21 protein-coding genes are annotated in these 19,717 nt (G+C 67.1%); 11 read left to right on the top strand and 10 right to left on the bottom strand.

Annotated features, from left to right (window positions below):
- The first annotated feature begins 22 nt into the window (after positions 1-22).
- Entirely contained in the window at positions 23-1,276 is a 1,254-nt protein-coding gene (locus P0204_RS10450; protein ID WP_276178917.1) for an MFS transporter, read from the top strand.
- 1 nt (position 1,277) lies between these two features.
- On the opposite strand, the gene P0204_RS10445 is transcribed toward P0204_RS10450, so the two are convergent.
- Both P0204_RS10445 and P0204_RS10440 read right to left on the bottom strand, forming a co-directional pair.
- The gene (locus P0204_RS10445) at positions 1,278-3,272 is read right to left on the bottom strand and encodes a helix-hairpin-helix domain-containing protein (RefSeq protein WP_276178915.1); all 1,995 of its coding nucleotides are present in this window, start codon (positions 3,270-3,272) and stop codon (positions 1,278-1,280) included.
- Between the two features lie 43 nt (positions 3,273-3,315).
- Entirely contained in the window at positions 3,316-4,062 is a 747-nt protein-coding gene (locus P0204_RS10440; protein WP_276178913.1) for a P-loop NTPase, read from the bottom strand.
- 128 nt (positions 4,063-4,190) lie between these two features.
- On the opposite strand from P0204_RS10440, the gene larE reads away from it, so the two are divergent.
- Entirely contained in the window at positions 4,191-5,060 is an 870-nt protein-coding gene (gene larE, locus P0204_RS10435; RefSeq protein ID WP_276178911.1) for an ATP-dependent sacrificial sulfur transferase LarE, read from the top strand.
- Here the strand turns inward: larE and P0204_RS10430 are convergent, their stop codons facing one another.
- The 3 genes from P0204_RS10430 to tatC are packed head-to-tail and all read right to left on the bottom strand — an operon-like array spanning position 5,061 to position 7,513.
- Complete coding sequence (locus P0204_RS10430) at positions 5,061-5,237, bottom strand: FmdB family zinc ribbon protein (RefSeq protein WP_276178909.1); 177 nt, start codon at positions 5,235-5,237, stop codon at positions 5,061-5,063.
- A 37-nt stretch (positions 5,238-5,274) separates the two neighbouring features.
- Positions 5,275-5,901, bottom strand: coding sequence for a histidine phosphatase family protein (locus P0204_RS10425; RefSeq protein WP_276178907.1), 627 nt, complete (start codon positions 5,899-5,901; stop codon positions 5,275-5,277).
- Positions 5,894-7,513 carry a twin-arginine translocase subunit TatC gene (gene tatC / locus P0204_RS10420; RefSeq protein WP_276178905.1) on the bottom strand — a complete coding sequence of 540 codons (1,620 nt, stop codon included), beginning with the start codon at positions 7,511-7,513 and terminating at the stop codon, positions 5,894-5,896. Before tatC ends, P0204_RS10425 begins: the two co-directional genes overlap by 8 nt.
- A 135-nt stretch (positions 7,514-7,648) precedes the next feature.
- On the opposite strand from tatC, the gene P0204_RS10415 reads away from it, so the two are divergent.
- The 3 genes from P0204_RS10415 (at position 7,649) to P0204_RS10405 (ending at position 10,831) form a co-directional block, all read left to right on the top strand.
- Entirely contained in the window at positions 7,649-9,835 is a 2,187-nt protein-coding gene (locus P0204_RS10415; protein ID WP_276178903.1) for a twin-arginine translocase subunit TatC, read from the top strand.
- A 134-nt stretch (positions 9,836-9,969) separates the two neighbouring features.
- The gene (locus P0204_RS10410; protein ID WP_276178901.1) at positions 9,970-10,146 is read left to right on the top strand and encodes a ribbon-helix-helix domain-containing protein; all 177 of its coding nucleotides are present in this window, start codon (positions 9,970-9,972) and stop codon (positions 10,144-10,146) included.
- Positions 10,136-10,831: a queuosine precursor transporter gene (locus tag P0204_RS10405; RefSeq protein WP_276178899.1), complete on the top strand. Its 696-nt coding sequence runs from the start codon at positions 10,136-10,138 to the stop codon at positions 10,829-10,831. Before P0204_RS10410 ends, P0204_RS10405 begins: the two co-directional genes overlap by 11 nt.
- Here P0204_RS10405 and P0204_RS10400 read toward each other — a convergent pair whose 3' ends face one another.
- From P0204_RS10400 to P0204_RS10385, 4 genes are all read right to left on the bottom strand, one after another.
- A complete protein-coding gene (locus P0204_RS10400; protein WP_276178897.1) occupies positions 10,832-11,623 on the bottom strand; it encodes a 23S rRNA (uridine(2552)-2'-O)-methyltransferase in 792 nt (263 codons plus the stop codon). It abuts the gene before it with no gap.
- A gap of 112 nt (positions 11,624-11,735) precedes the next feature.
- The gene (locus P0204_RS10395; RefSeq protein ID WP_276178895.1) at positions 11,736-12,020 is read right to left on the bottom strand and encodes a DUF7967 family protein; all 285 of its coding nucleotides are present in this window, start codon (positions 12,018-12,020) and stop codon (positions 11,736-11,738) included.
- A 164-nt stretch (positions 12,021-12,184) separates the two neighbouring features.
- Positions 12,185-12,889: a hypothetical protein gene (locus P0204_RS10390; RefSeq protein ID WP_276178893.1), complete on the bottom strand. Its 705-nt coding sequence runs from the start codon at positions 12,887-12,889 to the stop codon at positions 12,185-12,187.
- 3 nt (positions 12,890-12,892) lie between these two features.
- Entirely contained in the window at positions 12,893-13,480 is a 588-nt protein-coding gene (locus P0204_RS10385) for a DUF7344 domain-containing protein (RefSeq protein WP_276178891.1), read from the bottom strand.
- 317 nt (positions 13,481-13,797) lie between these two features.
- On the opposite strand from P0204_RS10385, the gene P0204_RS10380 reads away from it, so the two are divergent.
- From P0204_RS10380 to hjc, 6 genes are all read left to right on the top strand, one after another.
- Positions 13,798-14,580, top strand: a complete 783-nt coding sequence (locus P0204_RS10380; RefSeq protein ID WP_276178889.1) for a hypothetical protein — start codon at positions 13,798-13,800, stop codon at positions 14,578-14,580.
- A 43-nt stretch (positions 14,581-14,623) separates the two neighbouring features.
- Positions 14,624-15,772, top strand: a complete 1,149-nt coding sequence (locus P0204_RS10375) for a S26 family signal peptidase (RefSeq protein ID WP_276178887.1) — start codon at positions 14,624-14,626, stop codon at positions 15,770-15,772.
- 130 nt (positions 15,773-15,902) lie between these two features.
- Positions 15,903-16,988 carry a copper-containing nitrite reductase gene (gene nirK / locus P0204_RS10370; protein ID WP_276178885.1) on the top strand — a complete coding sequence of 362 codons (1,086 nt, stop codon included), beginning with the start codon at positions 15,903-15,905 and terminating at the stop codon, positions 16,986-16,988.
- A gap of 73 nt (positions 16,989-17,061) precedes the next feature.
- A complete protein-coding gene (locus P0204_RS10365) occupies positions 17,062-17,805 on the top strand; it encodes a DNA polymerase sliding clamp (protein ID WP_276178883.1) in 744 nt (247 codons plus the stop codon).
- Positions 17,806-17,862: 57 nt separating this feature from the next.
- Complete coding sequence (locus P0204_RS10360; RefSeq protein ID WP_276178881.1) at positions 17,863-18,483, top strand: cell division protein CdpA domain-containing protein; 621 nt, start codon at positions 17,863-17,865, stop codon at positions 18,481-18,483.
- 45 nt (positions 18,484-18,528) lie between these two features.
- Positions 18,529-19,047, top strand: a complete 519-nt coding sequence (gene hjc, locus P0204_RS10355) for a Holliday junction resolvase Hjc (protein ID WP_276178879.1) — start codon at positions 18,529-18,531, stop codon at positions 19,045-19,047.
- Between the two features lie 11 nt (positions 19,048-19,058).
- On the opposite strand, the gene P0204_RS10350 is transcribed toward hjc, so the two are convergent.
- Entirely contained in the window at positions 19,059-19,694 is a 636-nt protein-coding gene (locus P0204_RS10350) for an SWIM zinc finger family protein (RefSeq protein ID WP_276178877.1), read from the bottom strand.
- Between the last annotated feature and the right edge of the window lie 23 nt (positions 19,695-19,717).

Below are 19,717 nucleotides of genomic sequence, written 5' to 3'. Positions count from 1 at the left end.
GCCACTCCGCTGTCCACACGCAGTGACCGCACGCCGTCAACTCCAGGCCCTGTTTCTCACCCGTTTCGCCACTGCCTTCGGCATCGTCACGCTGCTGACCCTGTTGCCGACCTACATCGACCTGCTGGACCCCCAGGGGTTCGTCCTGGGGATGTTCGCGACCGGACTGACCCTGGCCCAGGCGGGCACCGTCATCCCGGTGTCGTATCTGGGCGACCGCTTCGACAAACGGACGGTGTTGCTGGTGGGGCTGGGGCTCGCAGCGGCCGTCTACGGACTGTTTCCGCTCGTATCCTCCAGTTGGAGCTTTGTCTTCGTCCGAGGACTCCAGGGGGTCGCGGCGACGACCGCAGGCCTGGTCGGGTTGGCTCTGGTCGGCCAGCTAGCACGGGACAGCGCCCGCGGGACCACCATCGGAACCTCCAACGCCTGGCGGTTCGCGGCGGCGATCGGCGGCTCGCTGTCGGCCGGCCTGCTGTACGACCGGTTCGGCTTTGACGCCGTCTTCGGCCTGCTCGTGGCGATCACGCTCGTCGCCTTCCTGGCGGTCCTGGCGTTCGTCGATCCCGACGAGACGACGACGGAGGGGTTCGCGCTCGCCGATCTGGCCGTGAACCGGCGGATCCTCACCATCACGAGCTTTCGCGCCCAGTACGCCGTCGCGGTGACGCTGGTCCGGACGTGGGTGCCGATCTTCGCCGGCGTCGCCGCCGCTCGCGGCGGGCTGGGGTACAACGCGGCGATCAACGGCGCGACCGCCGTGGCCGTCGTCCTGGCCGCCGAGAAGTTCACCAACATGCTCTGTCAGCCCTACACCGGCGGGCTCTCGGACCGGCAGGGCCGTGCGCGGTTCGTCTTCGTCGGCGGGCTGGCCTACGGTGTGGTTGCCCTGGTCGTCCCGTTCACCCCCGCGATCGGCGCGGCGCTGGGGCTCCCCGCGGTGTTCCCGTACTTCGGCGACCTCTCGCCCGCGTTCCTGCCGCTCGTGGCACTGAACGGCCTGCTCGGTATCGCGGACTCGATCCGCGAACCCGCGAGCATGGCGCTGTTCGCCGACGAGGGCAGCGGGAAGGGCGTGGCGTCCAGCTTCGGCGTCCGCGATCTGGTCTGGCGGCCCGGTGCCGTGCTGGCACCGCTTGCCGGCGGCTGGCTGACGACCAACGTCGGCATGGAGTGGGTGTTCTACCTGGGTGCGGCGTCGGCGTTCACCGGCGTCGCAGCCTTCGCCGGCATCCTCACGTACCGCCACGGGCGATCGGGGCTGGGTGCGTGGTGACTCACTCCTCGAACTTCGACAGGAGATCGCGGTAGAAGCTCCCGGAGTCGTCGGCGGCGAGTTTCTCGACGATGAGTTCCGGCGTCGACCGGGCGAGTTTCCCCTTGACCGGCGAGCGCTCGACGACGAGTTCGCCGTCCTCCAGGCCGACGGCCTCGATGCCGTCGATGCCGATGTCGATGGTGGCGGCCTCGCGGATGTCCCGGGCCAGGTGGGAGACGAAGACGGCCGTCGCCCGGCGCTCGCTCAACGCTTCGAGGATGCCGGCCATGATCTTCGCGCTCGCGCCGGGTTCGGTGATCGATTCGAGTTCGTCCACGAGCACGAGCACGCGCCGTTCGTCGCCCCCCTCGCCGACGCTCCCGACCAGGTCGCCGAACTCCCGGATGGTGGCCTCGAACGCGCCGGCATCCAGCGTCCCCTGGGTCTTGGCGTGGTAGTGGAGTTCGGTCACGCGGCCGACCCGGGCCGACTCGGCGGGCACCGGCAGCCCCATGTGGGCCAGCGTGGTCACGAGCGCGACCAGATCCAGCGTCGAGGTCTTCCCGCCGCTGTTGACGCCCGACAGCACCGTCACGCCCTCGACGGCGTAGTCGACCGGCTCGACATCCTGAAAGGGGACATCGAGCAACGGCGAGCGCCCGCCCTCGATGGCGAAGCCGCTCTCCTCGGTGAGCTCCGGGAGCGTACAGTCGAAGTCGGCGGCGAAGCGGGCAATCGCCAGTTCCACGTCGACTTCCAGGGCCGCCGAGACCAGCGCCGCGGCGTCGTCCCGCAGTCCCGCCAGGTCGTCGGCCAGTTCGCGCTTGCGCCGCGTCGCCCGACGGTCCCGGGCGGCGGTCAGTTCCTCGCGGAGTCGGCTGACGACGTCCTCCTGGCGCTCGACGGGGTAGGTCGGCTCGTCGGGGAAGGCCCGGCGGGCCATCGCCTCCGTCTCCCGCAGGGAGAGCGTCTCGACGAGGTGATCGCGGGCCTTCGCGACGGCGGCAGCGTACTCGTCGGCCAGTTCCCGGGACAGCAGCGAGTCGACGCCCGCTCCCCGTTCGACCAGTGACAGCAGGTCGGTCCCCTCGATGGTGACGTCGCGCTCCTCGATAGCCTCCCGCAGGTGGTCGTTGGCGACGTTCTCGGCCATCCCGACCGCCGCGTCCAGATCGTCGACGGCCGTCGCCAGCCGATCGAGTTCCTCGTCGCCACGGACGGTACCGTCCTCGGCCAGTTGGTCCAGCGCCGACTCCAGCGTGTCCAGATCACAGGGCGGGTCCAGATCGGCGATCCGGTGGACCTCGGCGGCGGCTAGCACCCGATCGCGGTTCCGCGAGAAGAACGCGAGAACCCGCTCGGGGACGACAGCGGAGGGGTTCTCTAGCGCGTCGGGTTCGACCCGAACATCGCCCTCCACGTCGACGCCGGCGAAGGCCTCGTCCAGCGCGACGACCGTCGAGTACGAGCGGGCGAGTTCGGCCAGTTGCCGGGCGTCGTCGACCACCTCGACGCTCACTTCCGGAATGGCCTCCTGGGCCTGGGCGTAGCGCTCGGCGTCGCTCGTGGCCAGACAGCGGTCGCGGACCCGGACGCCGTCGGGCTCGGAGAGCGGCGCGACGTTCGAGAGGGGCTCCCGAACGTCCAGCTCGGGGTCCCGGGCCATCGCCGACTCGACGAACGCCCGGACCTCCTCGATCCGGCTCCGGGTCCCGCTGGGATACAGCGTCTCCAGGCGTTTCTCGGCGTAGTCGGTGACGGTCCGCTCCTGGACCAGGCCGAGCGCCTCCCGGAACAGTTCGCGGGCCCGCGCGGTCGCGGCGAACCCCCCCGGGTCGTCGTGGTCGGCGCGGATCGCTCCCCGGGCCACGCGGGCCGCTCGGCCCTCGCTGACGCCCGGTGCCTGTGACAGCGTGGCGACGTCTCCCTCCCGGAGCGCGCGCTCGGGGTCGTCGAGTTCCCGGAGCGCCGCGGCCGTCTTGGCCCCGACGCCCGGCACCGATTCCAGGTCCATCTATCGCTCCGTTCGGCGCCGGTCAGAAAAAACCCGTCGCCGGCTACTCCCCGGAGTCGTCGGTGGGAGCGTCATCGGAGGCCTCGACCGCCGCCGGGTCGCTCGCGGCCGCCGCGACCGACACCACCCCGGCCAACCCGCTGTAGGCGGCCGCGACCGCCGACGAGGGTGCGGTTCTGACGACCGGTTCGTCCCCGACCACGTCGGGGCGCTCGGGGATCCACGCCAGCAGGTCCGTCCCGAGTTCGTCCGCGACCGCCTCGGCCGCACGCTCGTCGGTCCGCGTGACGGCGACGCCCAGTACCGTCCCGTCGACCCTGTCCACGAGCGACGCCGTCCGGGACGTGTCCGAGACGGCGGTGTCGTCCGGCGTCGTCACCAGAACGGTCCCGTCGGCGACCCCGCACGGGACGACGACCTCGTGGCTGACGCCAGCGCCCGTATCCGCGAGGACGATATCGAACTCGGTTCGGAGCCGACGGAGGACCCGGCCCAGTCGGGACGGGTCGGCCTCGCGATACGTCTCAACGGACGCGTCGCCGGGGACGAGCGCGACCTCGCCGCTGGTGTCGACAGCGTCGGCCAGGTCGGCCGCGCCGGCCAACACGTCGTGTAACGTCGGTTCGTGGTCGACCCCGAGCAGTCGCCCGATATTCGTCATCGACAGGTCGGCGTCGACGACGGCCACGTCGTGACCCAGTGTGACCAGTTCGTACGCCGTGTTGACGACCGTCGTCGTCTTTCCGACCCCTCCTTTCCCACTCGCAACCGCGTAACACTGACCCAGCATCGAGTATAATTTCTCTCCTTATTTGTGAAAATAATGTGCGTATGTTAGATATCTGTAACTACCGAGAGGGCACCGGATCGTGTGCCGAACGCGACGCGCTTTTGAGCATCCAGACCAAACCGTTTACAATGTCCTCAGTCGCGACGAAGGCGTCTGCTGCACGGGACGACCTCGCCCAGCGCGACGGTGTGTTGATCGCGTTTTCCGGCGGCGTCGACTCCAGTGTCGTCGCCGCGCTGGCCCACGACGCCCTCGGTGACGACGCCGTCGCCTGTACGGCGAAGTCGGAGACCCTACCGGAAGCCGAACTCGGTGACGCGGTCCGGGTCGCCGAGGAGATCGGCATCCGTCACGAGATCGTCGAGTTCTCGGAACTCAGTAGTCAAGAGTTCCGGACCAACGACGAGATGCGCTGTTATCACTGCCGGTCGATGCGTCTGGGCGCGATGTACGACCGCGCCCGGGAGTTGGGGATCGGTATCGTCTGTGACGGAACCAACCTCTCGGACATCGGCGAGGGGCACCGTCCTGGCCTGCGAGCCGTCGAGGAACTGGACGCCTACTCCCCGCTGCTCGAACACGACATCGACAAATCCGAGGTGCGGGAGATCGCCCGCGAGTACGACCTCTCGGTCGCCGACAAACCGTCGATGGCCTGTCTCTCCTCGCGTATCCCGACCGGGCTCGAAGTGACCGAAGACCGGCTCTCCCGTGTCGAGAAGGCCGAACAGCTGCTCCGTACCTGGGGGTTCGAACAGTTCCGGGTCCGCGACCACGACGGCCTGGCCCGCATCGAGGTCGGCGAGGCCGAACTGGAGACCGCGCTCGATCCGGATTTCGTGCGGACCGCCCGTGACCACATCGAGGACTGTGGATTCGATCACGTGACCCTGGACCTGCACGGCTACCAGACCGGCAGTGTCAGCCCCGAAGACGAGGAGAGCGAGGACGACGTCGTCGCCGACGTCTTCGACGCCGACTATCCGAGCGTCGAGTAACTACTCCCCGTCGATCGGTCGGACCTCGGTCGCGCCACACTCCGGACAGTCGTCGTGGTCGGTGTGGAACCGCGACTCGCAGGCCGAACACTCGTACTCCGCCTGTTGGTCCGCGGCGTCGGTGGCCGTCTGTTTGAACCGTTCGACGTTCCGCCCGATCTTGTTGAAAAGGCCCATTTGTTCGACAGAGACACGCCAGGCCGATAAACGTTCGTCAGCGCCAGTCGGTCAGTGCCTCGGCGAGCAGCCGTGCCCCGCCGTCGTCGATCCTGATCTCGTTGATCGCGCAGTTGTCCTGGGAGTGTGTCGCGAGTGTCGCCGAAAGCGACCGGTCGTCGACTGTCGCCAGCAGGACCTTGATGACGCCGCCGTGGGTGACCAGCAGCGTCGTCTCGCCGGGCTCGACCGATCGAACCAGTCGCTCCCAGGCGTCCCGAACGCGGTCACAGAACGCCGCGACGGTCTCGCCGTTCTCCGGGGCGGCCGGCAGCGCCGAGACGCTGTCGCCGTCGTCGTGGGCGGGGTACCGTTCGAAGAGGTCCGCGGCGAGCAACCCCTGGAGGACGCCGAAGCCGCGTTCGCGCCAGTCGGCGTCGAAGGTCGGCTCCGGGAGTCCCTGCCCGGCGTCCCGGATACCCTCGGTCGTCTCACGAGTCCGCTGTAGATCCGAGGCGACCACGCGGTCGACGGCGTACCGCTGTGTGACCGCCTCGCCAAGCGCCGCGGCCTGGTCGCGGCCGCGGTCGGTCAGTCCGGTCGGTGCCCACCCCTGGACCCGACTCGTACGGTTCCAGTGAGTCTCCCCGTGGCGTGCGACGAGGACGGTCGCGGCGTCAGCCATCAGTCGACGCCCTCCGGCGTTTCCCGACGAGGATCGCGGCCTCGAAGGCGACCACGAGCGTCCCGCTGACGGCGACGGCCGCCGCCGGCGTCAGGCTCACCTGGTCGACCAGGCGGAACAGCGTCGGGTCGGCACTGGAGAGGTAGCCGACGACGATCGCCGCCCCCCAGACCGGGAGCCGAATACGGCGCAGTGCCCGCCAGAGCCGGATGTTGACGACGTAGTTCTTGTTGACGTAGGCCAGCGCCTCGAAGGCCACGATAGCGCTCCCGCCGACGAGCAGCGGCGGCGCGAGTCCGACGCTGTTGAGCGCGTCGGTGATCGCCGTCGGCAGTTGCTGGTAGTAGCCCGTCGGCACCGGTGCCGGGCTGAGGACGTAGCCGACGAGGCCGGCCCCGAGCCAAGCGATCGGGCGCTGGGCCGCGGCCTCCTCGGCCGTCGGGACCGGCGAACTCTCCTGGGTCCAGCGCAACAGCAGGAGCGTCCCCTCGAAGAGGCCGATCATCGTCACGGCGACCATCAACGGCGCCATCCCGGTCGGGTCCGGGCTGAAGACGAAGGCGATGGCCGCGAACCCGCCCCAGAAGTACAGCCGTCGGTCTTCGAGCCACTGGCGGGTCGTGACCCCCATCATGATCGCCAGCATCACGAACAGCGGGATCTGGAAGACGATCGCGAAGAAACCCAGCATCAGAATGATGAGGTTGAACGTCTCCCCCAGGCCAAAGGCGAGGTCCGCGGCGCGGTCGGAGTAGGTGATGAAGTAGTCGAACATCGCCCGCAGGACGAGGAAGTACGCGAAGGCGACGCCGACGGTCGCGAGCACGAGGCTGGTCGGGACCGCGGCGAGGTAGTACCGTCGCTCCTTGGGGTACAGCCCCGGCCGCATGAACAGATACGTCTCGTAGACGAACACCGGGAGCGCGACGATCAGGCCGACGAGCGAGGAGACCTTCAGTCGGGCGAGGATCAGCGCGAGCGGGCTGTAGACGTGTGGGCAGTCCGCCCCGGAGACGGTGCTCTCGCCGCCGGGCTGGGCGTCGGCCGCGAACTGGCCACAGGCCTCGGCGGGGCCGTCGAGGAAGGAGTACCACAGGAAGTTGATCAGTTGATCGGAGGAGGGTAACGCGAGGACGGTGACGACCGCCATCACGCCGACGACGACGAACAGCCGCATCGCCATCTCCTCGACGTGGTCGGCCAGGGGCATCTCCTGGTCGTCGGGCGCGCCCTCCTCGCCGTAGTCGAACTCCGCGTCGGGGTCGGGCACCGACGTGCTATCGCTCGGCGTCGAGACGGTCTCCCCGCCGTAGGACGTGTGTGCGGTCGGCGATCCCGGCATTCCCCAGTCGGAGGGAACGTCGGCCGGTGTCGCGGCGACCACGTCGTCGGGGTCCCGGTCGAACAGCGGCGTCGCCGGCTCGACGGGCGCTGCGTGTGTGCCCGCCGTCGATTCGTCCCCACCGGCGGGGGCGTCGGCCGGCGCGTCGATGTCATCGTCGGACGGCGGTGTCCCCTCGCCGTCGCTCTCGGCGGAGGTCCCAGCATCCTCGTCGGGCAGCAGTGGCTCTGTCGGGCCATGCTGTTCGTCGCTGTCGTCGCCGTCCGGCATCTGGATGGGCTTAGCGGGAGGTGATTGTAAACTTTCTTTTCGAGATGCCTCGCGCGGCCGTCTCGCGAGGGCTGGTTCCCGCCCGCCAGTGGGATGAATAAATTGATAACGCACAATAGGCTACACCCAGGAGAGATGGCGAGCGCGATCGACGAGGACACCGTCAAGACGGTCCAGAGTGGCCGTGCGACACTGGGTGCGATGCTCAGCAGTGCCCAGACGCACCTCCAGAAGGTGTTTATCGTCTTCGTCGTCGGGATGATCGGGACGATCATGGGACTCCAGTACGGCGTCTGGGACCGACTGCGCCAGGACCTCCTGTACTCCCAGATGGACCTGACCACCCAGGAGGCGACCAGTATCGTCGCCGTCACCCCGTTCGACGTGATCCTCCTGCAGGTCAAGATCGGTGCCGTCGTCGGCATCCTCATGTCGGTCCCGCTGCTCATTTATTTCGGCCGTGACGGACTTCGCCGCCGTGGCTGGTGGCCGGCCGAACACATCCCCGCCTGGAAGCTCCTGACGTTCGCGACGGTCAGCCTGGCGTTGTTCGTCGGCGGCGTCGCCTACGCCTACGAGCTGTTCTTCCCGATCATGTTCAACTTCCTGGCGGGCGACGCCTTCGACGCCGGGTTCACGCCACAGTACTCTATCGTCAAGTGGTTCCAGTTCGTCTTCATGCTGGCCGTCTCGTTCGGCCTGGCCGCACAACTGCCGCTGATGATGACGATCCTCTCGTATACGGAGATCGTCCCCTACGAGACGTTCCGGGACAAGTGGCGCTACGCGGTGATGGGGATCTTCGCCTTCGGCGCGCTGTTCTCGCCGCCGGACCCGTTCACGCAGATCATGTGGGCCGCGCCGCTGTGTGGTCTCTACGGCGTCAGTCTCGCGCTGGCGAAGGTCGCGGTGCTGTTCAAACGCTCCAGCGAACTGGTCAGCACACGGGAGGTCGCACTCTCGAACTGGAACACGATCCTGGGCGGGAGCCTCCTGTCGGGGGCAGCCGCCTACTACCTGCTGTCCTCGCCGGCCTTCCAGTACGTGCAAGCGGCCGAGGCGTTTGCCGCACAGTACTCCAGCCGGTTGACCGGGAACGTCCAGCCGCCGGCGCTGTTTGGCCTCTCCGTCGAGGGGACGGCACTACTGTTCGGCGCACTGTTCGCGCTCGTCGGCGGCGTCGTCGTCCTCTACGTCCACGTCCTGCGGGAGCTATCGGCCCACACGGCACCGGGCCAACACGGCGACCCGACCGCCATCGACGTCGACGAACTCAACGCGGAGGCGATCAAGGTCGCGCCGCCGGAGGTCTTCGAGGAGATGACCGAACAGGAGGCTCTGGCCCACGCCGACACGGCGCTGACCAAGGGCGAGGAGGAGAAGGCCGGGCTCGTCCTCGACCGGTGGGACATGGCAAACGAGGCCGACGAGAGCGACGGCGAAGAAGCCCCAGAGGCCGACGACACCGAGGACGACGACGTCGTCACCTCGACGACTGCAGGGGTCCTCAACGCCTTCACCGAGGACGAGACCACCGAGGACGACGTGGGCGGCTACTACTACGACATCCGTTTCATCTTCGACTCGATCGCCTCCAAGGCGTTCTGGATCCTGGGCATCTTCGGGGTCGTGATGGGCGCGGCCTTCCTGTTCCTCTATCAGGGCGGCATCGGCCGCATCCAGCGGACCTTCGTCAGCCGACTCCCGCCGGAGATGGCCAACGACGTCGGTATCGTCACGTTGCACCCGGTCGAGCACCTGGTGTTCATCGTGAAGTTCTCGACGGTCGTCGGGGCCGTCGCGGTGATCCCCGTCCTCATGTACTTCGCGTGGCCGGCGCTGCGCGAACGGGGCTTCGTCGTCGGGAACCGCAATATCCTGGCTGTCTGGGGTGGGACGATGTTCGCCGCGCTCATCGGCGGGAGCGTGCTCGGGTTCCTCTATTTCGCGCCGCTGACGATCTCGGCGATCGCCTACGACCAGCTCCAGGCCAACATGGTCATCGCCTACCGGGTCAGCAAGTTCGGCTGGCTCGTGTTCTTCCTCACCGTCGGGATCGGGCTGCTGGCGGAGATCCCGGTGACGATGTTCCTGTTCCACAAGGGCGGGATCGTCCCCTTCGAGACGATGTACACCCGCTGGCGGGAGGTCGTCATCGCCATCGTGGCCGTCTCGGCGATCTTCTCGCCCAACGGCATCTTCACGATGTTCATCGTCGGGATCCCGACGGCGCTGGCGTACCTCTTCGGGCTTGGCGTCCTCTGGGTGTACACGCTGGGCGGTCGGCGGACCTCCGAGCGCCGGAGCGAACCGGCCGACTGACTCACCGGTCTCCGAACACCGCTGTGTCCGCTTGTTGTCTCCGGGAGTGCCTGATCGAGACACCACGTGGGAAGCGCCGAGGACCGGCCATCGAACCGCAGTGGCTATGAGTCCGCTTACAGTATTCTCCAGGTATGCCCAAGATAAGCGTCGAGATGCCCGCAGAGTTGTTGGAGGATCTAGACGAACACGTCGGCGACGACGGGAAGTTCGTCAACCGGAGCGACGCGATCCGCGCCTCGGTCCGGAAGACACTGGACGTACTGGACGACATCGACGCCCGCCACGGTCGCTTAGACGATGACGAGTGACGACGGCTCGCCACAGCGGGTCGCGCTGATCGGCCTGTTCGTGACGGCACTGGTCGTCGCGCAGGTCACCGCCTCGAAACTGCTCGCGTTCGGCCTGCCCTTCGGGGTACCCCTGACGGGCGACACGCTGGTGTTACCCGGTGCGGCGCTCGCGTACGCGCTGACGTTCTTCGCGTCGGACTGCTACGCCGAACTGTACGGCCGGCGGGCGGCGACGGTGTTGGTCAACGTCGGGTTCGTCATGAACTTCGTCCTGCTGGGGCTGGTCTGGAGCACGATCTTCGCACCCGGGCTCCCGGCGGCCGCACAGCCGGTCGATCCGGCCGCGTTCCGGTCGGTACTGGGTGCCAGTACGGGCATCGTCGTCGCGAGCCTATCGGCCTACGTCGTCAGTCAGAACTGGGACGTCTTCGTCTTCCACGCGATCCGTCGGCGCACCGGCCCGACGAAACTCTGGCTCCGGAACATCGGGTCGACGGCCACGAGCCAACTGCTCGACACTGTCATCTTCATCACGATCGGGTTCGTGGTCTTCCAAGGCGTCCCGCCCAACGAGGCGCTGGCGCTGATCGTCGGCCAGTACCTGCTGAAACTCACTATCGCGGTGGTCGACACGCCCTTCGTCTACGCCGTCGTCGGCCTCGTCCGGCGCCGGGAGGTCGGCTCGTCGTCGGTCGTCCGGTAGCTACTCGGCTGGCTGGGCGAACGCGTAGCGCGGTTTCACGTCACCGATTCGGACGTCCAGGGTCTCGCCTTTCTCGACGCCGCCGACGAAGACCGTGAAGTTCTCGACTTTCGCGATGCCGTCGCCTTCCTCGCCGATGTCCTCGATGGTGACTTCGACGACGTCGCCCTCGCGGACTGGCGCCGTCAACCGGTGTTTCGCCACCAGATACAGCTCCGAGGACGAATCGCGGGATGCGTCCGGGCGGACCTCGCGGACGTACTCGAACTCCGGTTCGATGTCCGCCTTCAGGTCGTCCAGGTCCTGGCCGTCGAACACCTTCGCGGCGAAATCCCCGCCGGCGTCTAAGAGGTCGGTCGCGACCTCGAACGCCTGCCGGACGAGGTGGACCGAGCGGGCGTGGTCCAGGTCGTACTCGCCGGTCATGTTCGGCGCCATATCGGAGATGACCACGTCGACGGGGCCACCCTGGTCGCCGTCGCCGCCGACGATCTCGCGGATCTCGGCCTTCGTGCTGTCGTCGGTCATGTCCCCGCGGACGTACTCGACCGTCGGCTCCGGGTCCGCCAGTGGGTCGATGCGCTGGCGGTCGACGCCGACGACGGTCCCGCGTTCGCCGACCCGCTCGGCCGCGACCTGGAGCCACCCGCCGGGCGCGGCACCGAGGTCGACGACGGTCCGACCCTCGCCCAGCAGGCCGGCCGTCTCGTCGAGTTGCTGGAGTTTGTAGGCCGATCGGGCACGGTACCCCTCCTGTTTGGCTCTGTTGTAGTAGTCGTCTTTACCCGACATAGTTGCCTCCCGACGCGTATCGACCGCGAGAGACGGGTGAGATATCGATCATACCTGTACTGACGCCGTCGACGCTGAAAGGGGTGCCGGATCAGGTGGCGTGGCCGTCCTCTCAGATCACGTCCCCAGGGTCGTGAGCGCGCTCCATCCGCTGTGCTTCGGCAGCGTACTGCTCGCGCAGGTCGGGGTCTTCGACTGCCCCGAGATTTCCCGGGTCGGTCTCGACGGCCGCCGTCGTGTCCCGAACGTCGGTGAAGGAGGTGAGCGCACGCTCCTTGCGGAAGTACTGCTCGCCGTCCCGAGTCGCGTACGTGAGGATGATGAGGTTCTGCTCGTCGTCGGAGTAGGTGCGCTCGACCAGCCACACCTGGACACGGTCGTCGGTCCCGTCGGTCATACGTGGATAGTCGGGAGCGAGTGGCAAGTCGATAACGACCCGTCCCTCGCCGCGTGGACGAACAGTCGGCCATACGACGGCAGAAGCCGTCAACATTGAGATGGGAGCCGATGGACCAGGAAACGAGCAAAGCAGTGTGAGACGCGCTGTACTCCGCGTGCGTCTCAGCCACCGACCTCGAACGCCCCGGTCGAGCTGTTGTACTCGAACTTCGTGCCCGAGGAGTCGGCCGCGACGGCACAGGGGCTGGATATCAACTGACCGGCACCGCCGCGCGCACTGCCGATCGTAGTTCCCTGCCCGCTACGGAGGGTGCCGTCGTCGGTCGTGTTGTACACCGTCGGCCCGGCATTGTACACGACGGGACCGTCGCCGGTGTCGGTCCAGTCGACCGCGGTCGGGCCGTCACCGTCCGTCGCCGCGACCGCTGGTGGGGCAGCGGGCGGAGTCCCACAGAAGGCGATCCAGCTGATCGCGCGCCGGTCCCGGCAGTCCTCGGGGACGGACCGTTCCAGTTCGACCGCCAGCCCTCCGTCCTCGTTGTGTGCCCGGACGGTGACCGGAGTCCCCGGTTCGACACCCACGAACCGGAGCGTCCCCGACTCCGCGGGGCCGACAGTCACCTGTCGCTCGGTCCCGGAGACGGACACGGACAGTACCAGCTCCGCCCCGACAGCCCGGTTCGTGACCGTAGCGTGCAGATCGTCGCCCCGGCAGCGGGCGTCGTAGCCGAGCGCAGCGCGGTCGTCGGGGACGATACCGACGGTGGCCGTCCGTTCGACTTGGCCGGCGGTGAAGCCGCCGGTTCCGACCGAGAAGACCCCGACTACCAGCGCGCTTCCCACAAGCAAGACGAGGAGTCTACGCATGGCTCACTCCTCCGAGAACAGCGGGGGCACTCCTTCGGAGCCTAGAAGGTCGTCTTGCTGGCTGGACCAGAATACGAGCGAGGAGACGGTGAAGGCGATCGATTCGAGGACGACCAACCCCTGCGCCGATAGCGCGGTCAGCGGCCGGATACCGAGTATCGCCGCCCCCGTCGCGAGCGCCAGGACGGCCGAGAGCGAGACGAAGTACGTCGACCACCTGACCTCGTCTTCCGACACCGCCTCGACGTAGATGTCCATCCGGTCGGCCTCGTCGGTGAGCGCGACACTCGTTCCCTGGTCGTTGAACTCGATGATCCCACCGTCCTCCATCTTCGGGAGATGGAACTGCCGGAGCGACGTGTGGATCGAGTGGCGGTCGTCGTAGGAGACCTGTTCGGGCTCGATACCGCACTCCCAGGCGGCCAGTTCCCTGGAGAGTCTGCTGATCTCGACGTCGGTCCCGTCGCCCTGCTTGAGATAGTGAAATACCGCACGCCGGCGACTGTTGCTCATGATATCGAACAGTTCGTCGATCTCTTCTGTCCCTCTGTTCGACTCTGTCGCTCCGGTTGGCTGAATAACCTCTTGCATTGACCCCCACCCCGGTGTCCGACCAGTCTCCTCAGTATACATTAATACCCACTGAAACTTTACCTACAGGCGGGAACTCAATGGGTCGTTGAGGTGGCTGAGTCCGATCAACCGGATGGTTTCGTCCGCCGGTGTGGCGGGTCGGCCAGTCACTAACTACCTAGCGGCCGTGGAAAAGACGGGGGGAATACGACGTATCCCCGCCAGCAGAGTGACGAAATCCTCCGGTTGAGCCGCCGAATAGGCCTGTATAACGACACCCCTCCGGAATACAGGGACAGATACGCTCGCAGGGTGACTGCGGGCGGTGACAACAGATGGACCGACGAAAGTTCCTCATCGGACTCGGATCGCTCGCCGCCGGCGGGGCGGCCGCATCAGGTACAGGCGCGTTCACGGCTGCGACTGTCGGGAGAGACGGTGATATCGGCGTGGCAAACGACGATATGGCCTACATCAGCCTCAGTCCCGGAGGTGCTCGAGGCATCGGTGACAAGATCGGATACGAAAACGGTGACCTGTACATCGACTTCAGTGAAGATAGTGGTAGCGGGACCGGAGTCAACGACCAGGCTCGCTTCCAGTTGGGTGCGATGGACGACGACGCACAGGGCGATAGCGTCGCTTTCAGCAGCCTCTACGACGGAGACACGAACCCGGCGGCGGCCGGAGATGGATGGCCCTACGACGACGGGACCGACCAATCGGCGTTCGTCATCGAGAACCAGACAGACCAGGCCCTCGACATAGAGGTCGGCTTACAGGAAACGTCGGAAGCTTCGGGTGCAACAGTGTACCTGCAGGGCGTGGCGACGGAAATCCAGGGTGCGAGTTCCCCGGATCCGAGCCAGGTCGATTCGGCGACTTCGACCGAAACGACGGCACTGGATCTGGATGATCCCACCGATGGCCAGACGGACCCGGATCAGGCCCTGAGTTTCAACAACGCGAACGATCCAAACGAAGCGGTGCCGTCGGGAGAATCGGTGTACGTCTCGCTACAGGTCGATACGACCGATAGCGACACGACCGGTGAGTTCGATCTCACCAGTCAGTTCGTCGTCAACGCGAACGAGGCCGCCGATCCCGGACAAGAGTAATCGGATCGGGCGGCCACCCGACAATCACTCAGGGAACGGCTAGATGTCGATACGGGAGGGGATCACGAACGCGGTCGAGACGGTACTCGTACTCGTCGTCTTAGCCTTGCTTGTCGGACAACTGCTCGGACAGCCCGTCCTGCTCGGGTTCGTTCGGACCGGGAGCATGGACCCGGCGCTGGAACCCGACGACGGGTTCGTCGCGGTCCCCAGCCCGCTTACCGGCCCGCCGGAGCCGGGCGACGTGATCGTCTTCGAGGCCGAAGAGATCCAGGGTGGTGGGTTGACGACACACCGGGTGGTCGGCACCACGGAGAAGGGGTACGTCACCAAGGGGGACGCGAACGCGATTACCGATCAGACGGCCGGGGAGCCCCCGGTTCGCGACCACCAGATCGTCGCGGAAGTGCTCCAGATCAACGGCCGGATCGTCGCGATCCCCGCGCTGGGAAGCGGGATCAACGCTATCAAGAACACGGTCCAAGGTGCTCAGTTGACACTCGCCCGCTGGTCCGGCACCGAACTGTTTCTGGGGACAGAAGGGGTGTTGACGGTACTCGCAGTGGCGGCGTTCGGGTACCTCGGGTTCGACAGCGTGTTCGGGACACGCGACGAGCGGGACCGTGACACCGATCGGAGCCGCTCGCAGGGACTCGATCCCCGGGTGCTCGTCGCCGCCTGTGCGCTCGTCTTGGCGGCCGGGTTGGTGGCCCCGACAGTCGTCCAGGGCGGCACGACTGAAATGGCGATCGTCAGTTCGAGCTTCGACTCCGAACGGGCGGACGTCATCCCCGCCGGGGAGTCCAAGCCCCGGACACGGCAGCTCAGGAACCCGAGTTACCTCCCGAACGTCGTCTATCTCGTCCCCGGCGACGGAGTCGACGTGTCGGATCGGGTCGTCCGGGTTCCGCCACAGAGCCAGCGTGAGATCACCGTGACGCTGCATGCGCCCGCCGATACCGGCAGCTACCAGCGGTTGCTCACCACACACCGGTACGTCGCAGTCCTTCCAACGTCGCTGCTGACGGAACTCTACAGCAAGCACCCGTTGCTTCCGACGATCGGCACGCTGGGCTCGATCGTCGTCCCGTTCTATCTCGTCGGGAGCGCGATAGTCGGCAGGAGTCGCCTTCGTCACCGACGGCGGGAGGGATCGCGACCGACGGGTGGGCTGGTGAGCCGCCTCCGGTAGAACACATCCCAGAGCCGAACACGTTCGTTGCGGTTCTCGTCGCCTGAGAACCACTCTCACGCCCTGAGAGCAGGGTTCTCGGTATATGTGTCACGGCGACACATCCCTACGTGTACGGAGGTCCACACCGATGTCATCCATCCCGACGGCGACGCGACGCCGGGTGCTCCAGGCGCTCGGAGTCAGTACTGCAGCGGTCGCCGGCTGTGCACAGGCACCCGGCGCCGAGACCGAACAGACCGCCGAACGCACCACGCCCCAGGAACCAGCCATGACCCAAGCGAAATCGACCGACGTCGACCGTATCGCCGCCGACCCGACCGACATCCCCGGCCCCATCGACCGGTCGGAGCCGACGACTCACTCGATCGAGATGACGACCAAAGAGCAGGTCGCCGAGGTCGAACCGGGGGTCACGTACACGTACATGACCTTCGACGGGCAGGTGCCGGGGCCGATGATCCGGGTCCGCCGTGGCGACACCGTCGAGTTGACCGTCACCAACGAGGAGAGCAACTCGATGCCCCACAACATCGACCTCCACGCCGTGCGCGGGACCGGCGGCGGCGCGGAGGCGTCGATGGTCACGCCGGGCCAGACCAAGACCTTCCGGTTCAAGGCCACCTACCCCGGCGCGTTCATCTACCACTGTGCGGTCCCGAACATGGACATGCACATCTCCTCGGGGATGTTCGGCATGATCCTGGTCGAGCCAAAGGACGGGCTGCCCGAGGTCGACCACGAGTTCTACTTCGGCCAGCACGAACTGTACACCAAAGGCGAGGCCGGCGAGGAGGGCCACCACGACTTCGACATCGAGTCGATGAAAGCCGAGGACCCGACCTACGTCCTCATGAACGGCGAGAAGTACGCCATCACGCCCGACCGGTACGGCTCCCCGTCGATCAAGACTGGCGAGACCGCGCGGGTGTACTTCGTCACCGGCGGCCCGAACCTCGATTCGAGCTTCCACCCCATCGGCTCGGTGTGGGACGAAGTCTGGCAACAGGGGGCCATCGCCGGCCCGGCCAACAAGTTCGTCCAGACGACGCCGGTCAAGCCCGGTTCCTGTGCCATCGCGACGCTGCACGCGGAGGTCCCGGGACCGATCAAGCTGGTCGACCACGCGCTCTCGCGGGTCGCCCGCAAGGGGATGTTGGCGATCATCAACCGCGAAGGTCCCAAGAACCCAGGGGTGTTCGAACCGGAGGCCTGAGCGGTCGAACGCTTGCGCGCACGCGGGGACGATAGCCGGCTTTTTAATGGATGGGGGCGTAGCTCGCTCCAAGATGTTCAACGCCATCGTGAGCGCAGACACGCTCCAGGCGGCTCTCGATTCGGTGAGCGTGCTGGTGGACGAATGCAAGATCCACCTAGAAGACGACGGGTTGGAAATCCGGGCGGTCGACCCCGCGAACGTCGGGATGGTCGACCTCCGGCTGGACGCGGCGGCCTTCGAGTCCTACGAGGCGGACGGGGGAATCATCGGCGTGAACCTCTCGCGGCTCGAAGACATCGCGGGGATGGCCGACGCCGGCCAGCTCGTCCACCTGGAACTCGACGAGGAGACACGCAAACTCCACATCGCCATCGACGGGCTGGAGTACACCCTCGCGCTCATCGATCCCGACTCCATCCGCCAGGAGCCGGATCTGCCGGAACTGGACCTCTCGGCCCACATCGTCATCGAGGGCCGTGACATCGACCGCTCGGTGACGGCGGCGGACATGGTCAGCGACCACATCGCGCTGGGAGTCGACACGGCCGAGGAACTGTTCTACGTCGACGCCGAGGGCGACACCGACGACGTCCACCTGGAACTCACACAGGACGATCTCATCGACCTGACCGTCGGGGACGCTCACTCGCTGTTCTCGCTCGATTACCTGAAGAACATGAACAAGGCCATCCCCAAGGACGCCGAGGTGGAGATGGAACTGGGCGAGGAGTTCCCCGTCAAGATGCACTTCAACTTCGCAGAGGGCAACGGCCGGGTCACCTACATGCTCGCCCCACGCATCCAGAGCGAGTAGTCCCGTCTTGCGAGCGTCTGACGTACCGTTTTGTGGTGGGAGTGTCAAAGTGGGTCCATGGAGAATCTCGGGGATGCGTACGGAGGGCGCCGCTGGAACGGGCGGGACCCGCGGCGGATCGGCGCTGGTATCGTCCTCGGGGTCGCCGGCGTGCTGGCACTCGTGACTGCGATCCTCGTCGTGACGACGTCACTGTCGGCGATGCTGGGGGTCGACGACCTCCGGGCCGCCGAGAAGCTCGCCGGCGTGCTCGGCGGGCTGGGCATTCCGGCGCTGTTCCTCTCGGTCGTCGCCGTCCTCCCCTCGTCGCGCCGCCAGCAACTCGGGGTCGTCCTCGGGAACGCCGGCTGTCTGGTCGGCGTCGGGCTGTTCGTCCGGGCGTACCCGGCACGCTGGACCAACGGGGCCGAGACGCTGGCCTTCGAGACGACGATGGCGTACTTTTTGGGGAGTTGTATCGCGCTGTGGTTCGTCCTCACGGCGATGGCGAGCTTCCGGCTCCGTAACACGCCCGGCGGGACGGTCCGCCTGGAGCTGAAACACGAGGGCGGGACCGAGACGGTCCAGGTCTCCCCCGAGGAGTACGAGCGCTACGCCCGGGCCGTCCGGGGCGACGGCGGCGAGACGGAGGAAGTCATCCGGGAGCTACAGTCCCGGGCCGGCGACGACGAGCGCTGAGGCGAGCGCGAGCCCTTTTTATCGACGACGACCGAGGGTCGGACGATGGCAAACTCGAACGCGAAGGGCGACCGCCGCGAGCGCGAACTCGTCAACGAACTCGACGAGGCCGGCTTCGCGGTGATGCGGGCACCGGCGAGCGGTAGCGCCACCGAGCGGGAACTGCCCGACGTGTTGACCGGCGACGGCGAGACCTTCTACGCGATCGAGGCCAAATCCAGCGCCGGCGACCCGATCTACCTCACCGGCGAGGAGGTCGAGGCACTGCTCTTCTTCGCACGGAACTTCGGCGCGAAACCCCGGATCGGCGTCCGCTTCGACCGCGAGGACTGGTACTTCTTCCACCCTGGGGACCTCCACACGACCGACGGCGGGAACTACCGCGTCAAGAAGGAGACGGCGCTGGCCGACGGCACCGACTTCGAGGAGTTCGTCGGCCACTCCGAGAAGGTCACCCTCGACGAACTCGGCGGGGACGGCCCCGACCAGGCGACGCTGGACGTGCTCTCGGCGTTCGAACGGGGCGACCTCTCGAAGGAGGACGCCGCCGAGATGCTGGACTGATCCGGGAGGTGTCAGGCCAGCAGTTCAGCGTCGTCGACGCGCTCCAGCCGCGAGTGCGGGAAGGCGTACTCCCGCGGTGACTCGCTCCGGACGGCCGCCGGGAGGTAGACGGCGTCGACGACCGGGTCCCCGGCCGGATAGCCGTCGTTGGTCCGGTAGGCGGCCACGGACCGGCCGGTCGCCTCGACGGTCCGCTCGTCGGCGCGGTCGTCGGTGACGCGAACGACGACTAAGCGCTTGTCCGTCTCGCGGTCCCGGACCACGTCGCCCGGGTCGAACCGGCAGGGTTCACAGAGGTGTGGCGTCGACGCGTCCTCGTCGACGAACGTCTCGGTGCCACAGGCGTCACAGCGGGCGCGTCGGGTCCCGGGCGCCGGAACGCGGCGGGCAGTGATCTCGATAGCGACCCGGCGCAGGTGCTTGCAGCGTTCGCCGCGGATGCGGTGGTCGGGACAGGAACAGGATCGGTCGGGGACGTCGACGACGTACGTGTGGCCGCTCTCGGCGGTGACGGCGTACTCGCCGTCGTCCAGTTCGCGGACCGCCATGCGCTCGGTCCAGGCGCGGGCCGCCCGGTCGGCGAGCGTCCGGAGGTCCGGTGCGAGTGCAGTCCGATCGGTGTCGTCGGGGGGTGTGAGTACCGTCATAGGAGCCGGACACGGCTGTGTTC

Origin of the sequence: Haloarcula halophila, assembly GCF_029278565.1 — an archaeon.
GTDB lineage: Archaea > Halobacteriota > Halobacteria > Halobacteriales > Haloarculaceae > Haloarcula > Haloarcula halophila.
The sequence above is the reverse complement of the archived record's forward strand: the minus strand, read 5'-3'. Positions and strand labels throughout refer to the sequence as shown.

Bases quoted from the DNA above. Each gene is read 5' to 3' on its own strand.
- P0204_RS10445 (WP_276178915.1), bottom strand. From the start codon at position 3,272: ATGGACCTGGAATCGGTGCCGGGCGTCGGGGCCAAGACGGCCGCGGCG.
- P0204_RS10440 (WP_276178913.1), bottom strand. From the start codon at position 4,062: ATGCTGGGTCAGTGTTACGCGGTTGCGAGTGGGAAAGGAGGGGTCGGA.
- larE (WP_276178911.1), top strand. From the start codon at position 4,191: ATGTCCTCAGTCGCGACGAAGGCGTCTGCTGCACGGGACGACCTCGCC.
- P0204_RS10430 (WP_276178909.1), bottom strand. From the start codon at position 5,237: ATGGGCCTTTTCAACAAGATCGGGCGGAACGTCGAACGGTTCAAACAG.
- P0204_RS10425 (WP_276178907.1), bottom strand. From the start codon at position 5,901: ATGGCTGACGCCGCGACCGTCCTCGTCGCACGCCACGGGGAGACTCAC.
- tatC (WP_276178905.1), bottom strand. From the start codon at position 7,513: ATGCCGGACGGCGACGACAGCGACGAACAGCATGGCCCGACAGAGCCA.
- P0204_RS10415 (WP_276178903.1), top strand. From the start codon at position 7,649: ATGGCGAGCGCGATCGACGAGGACACCGTCAAGACGGTCCAGAGTGGC.
- P0204_RS10410 (WP_276178901.1), top strand. From the start codon at position 9,970: ATGCCCAAGATAAGCGTCGAGATGCCCGCAGAGTTGTTGGAGGATCTA.
- P0204_RS10405 (WP_276178899.1), top strand. From the start codon at position 10,136: ATGACGAGTGACGACGGCTCGCCACAGCGGGTCGCGCTGATCGGCCTG.
- P0204_RS10400 (WP_276178897.1), bottom strand. From the start codon at position 11,623: ATGTCGGGTAAAGACGACTACTACAACAGAGCCAAACAGGAGGGGTAC.
- P0204_RS10395 (WP_276178895.1), bottom strand. From the start codon at position 12,020: ATGACCGACGGGACCGACGACCGTGTCCAGGTGTGGCTGGTCGAGCGC.
- P0204_RS10390 (WP_276178893.1), bottom strand. From the start codon at position 12,889: ATGCGTAGACTCCTCGTCTTGCTTGTGGGAAGCGCGCTGGTAGTCGGG.
- P0204_RS10385 (WP_276178891.1), bottom strand. From the start codon at position 13,480: ATGCAAGAGGTTATTCAGCCAACCGGAGCGACAGAGTCGAACAGAGGG.
- P0204_RS10380 (WP_276178889.1), top strand. From the start codon at position 13,798: ATGGACCGACGAAAGTTCCTCATCGGACTCGGATCGCTCGCCGCCGGC.
- P0204_RS10375 (WP_276178887.1), top strand. From the start codon at position 14,624: ATGTCGATACGGGAGGGGATCACGAACGCGGTCGAGACGGTACTCGTA.
- nirK (WP_276178885.1), top strand. From the start codon at position 15,903: ATGTCATCCATCCCGACGGCGACGCGACGCCGGGTGCTCCAGGCGCTC.
- P0204_RS10365 (WP_276178883.1), top strand. From the start codon at position 17,062: ATGTTCAACGCCATCGTGAGCGCAGACACGCTCCAGGCGGCTCTCGAT.
- P0204_RS10360 (WP_276178881.1), top strand. From the start codon at position 17,863: ATGGAGAATCTCGGGGATGCGTACGGAGGGCGCCGCTGGAACGGGCGG.
- hjc (WP_276178879.1), top strand. From the start codon at position 18,529: ATGGCAAACTCGAACGCGAAGGGCGACCGCCGCGAGCGCGAACTCGTC.
- P0204_RS10350 (WP_276178877.1), bottom strand. From the start codon at position 19,694: ATGACGGTACTCACACCCCCCGACGACACCGATCGGACTGCACTCGCA.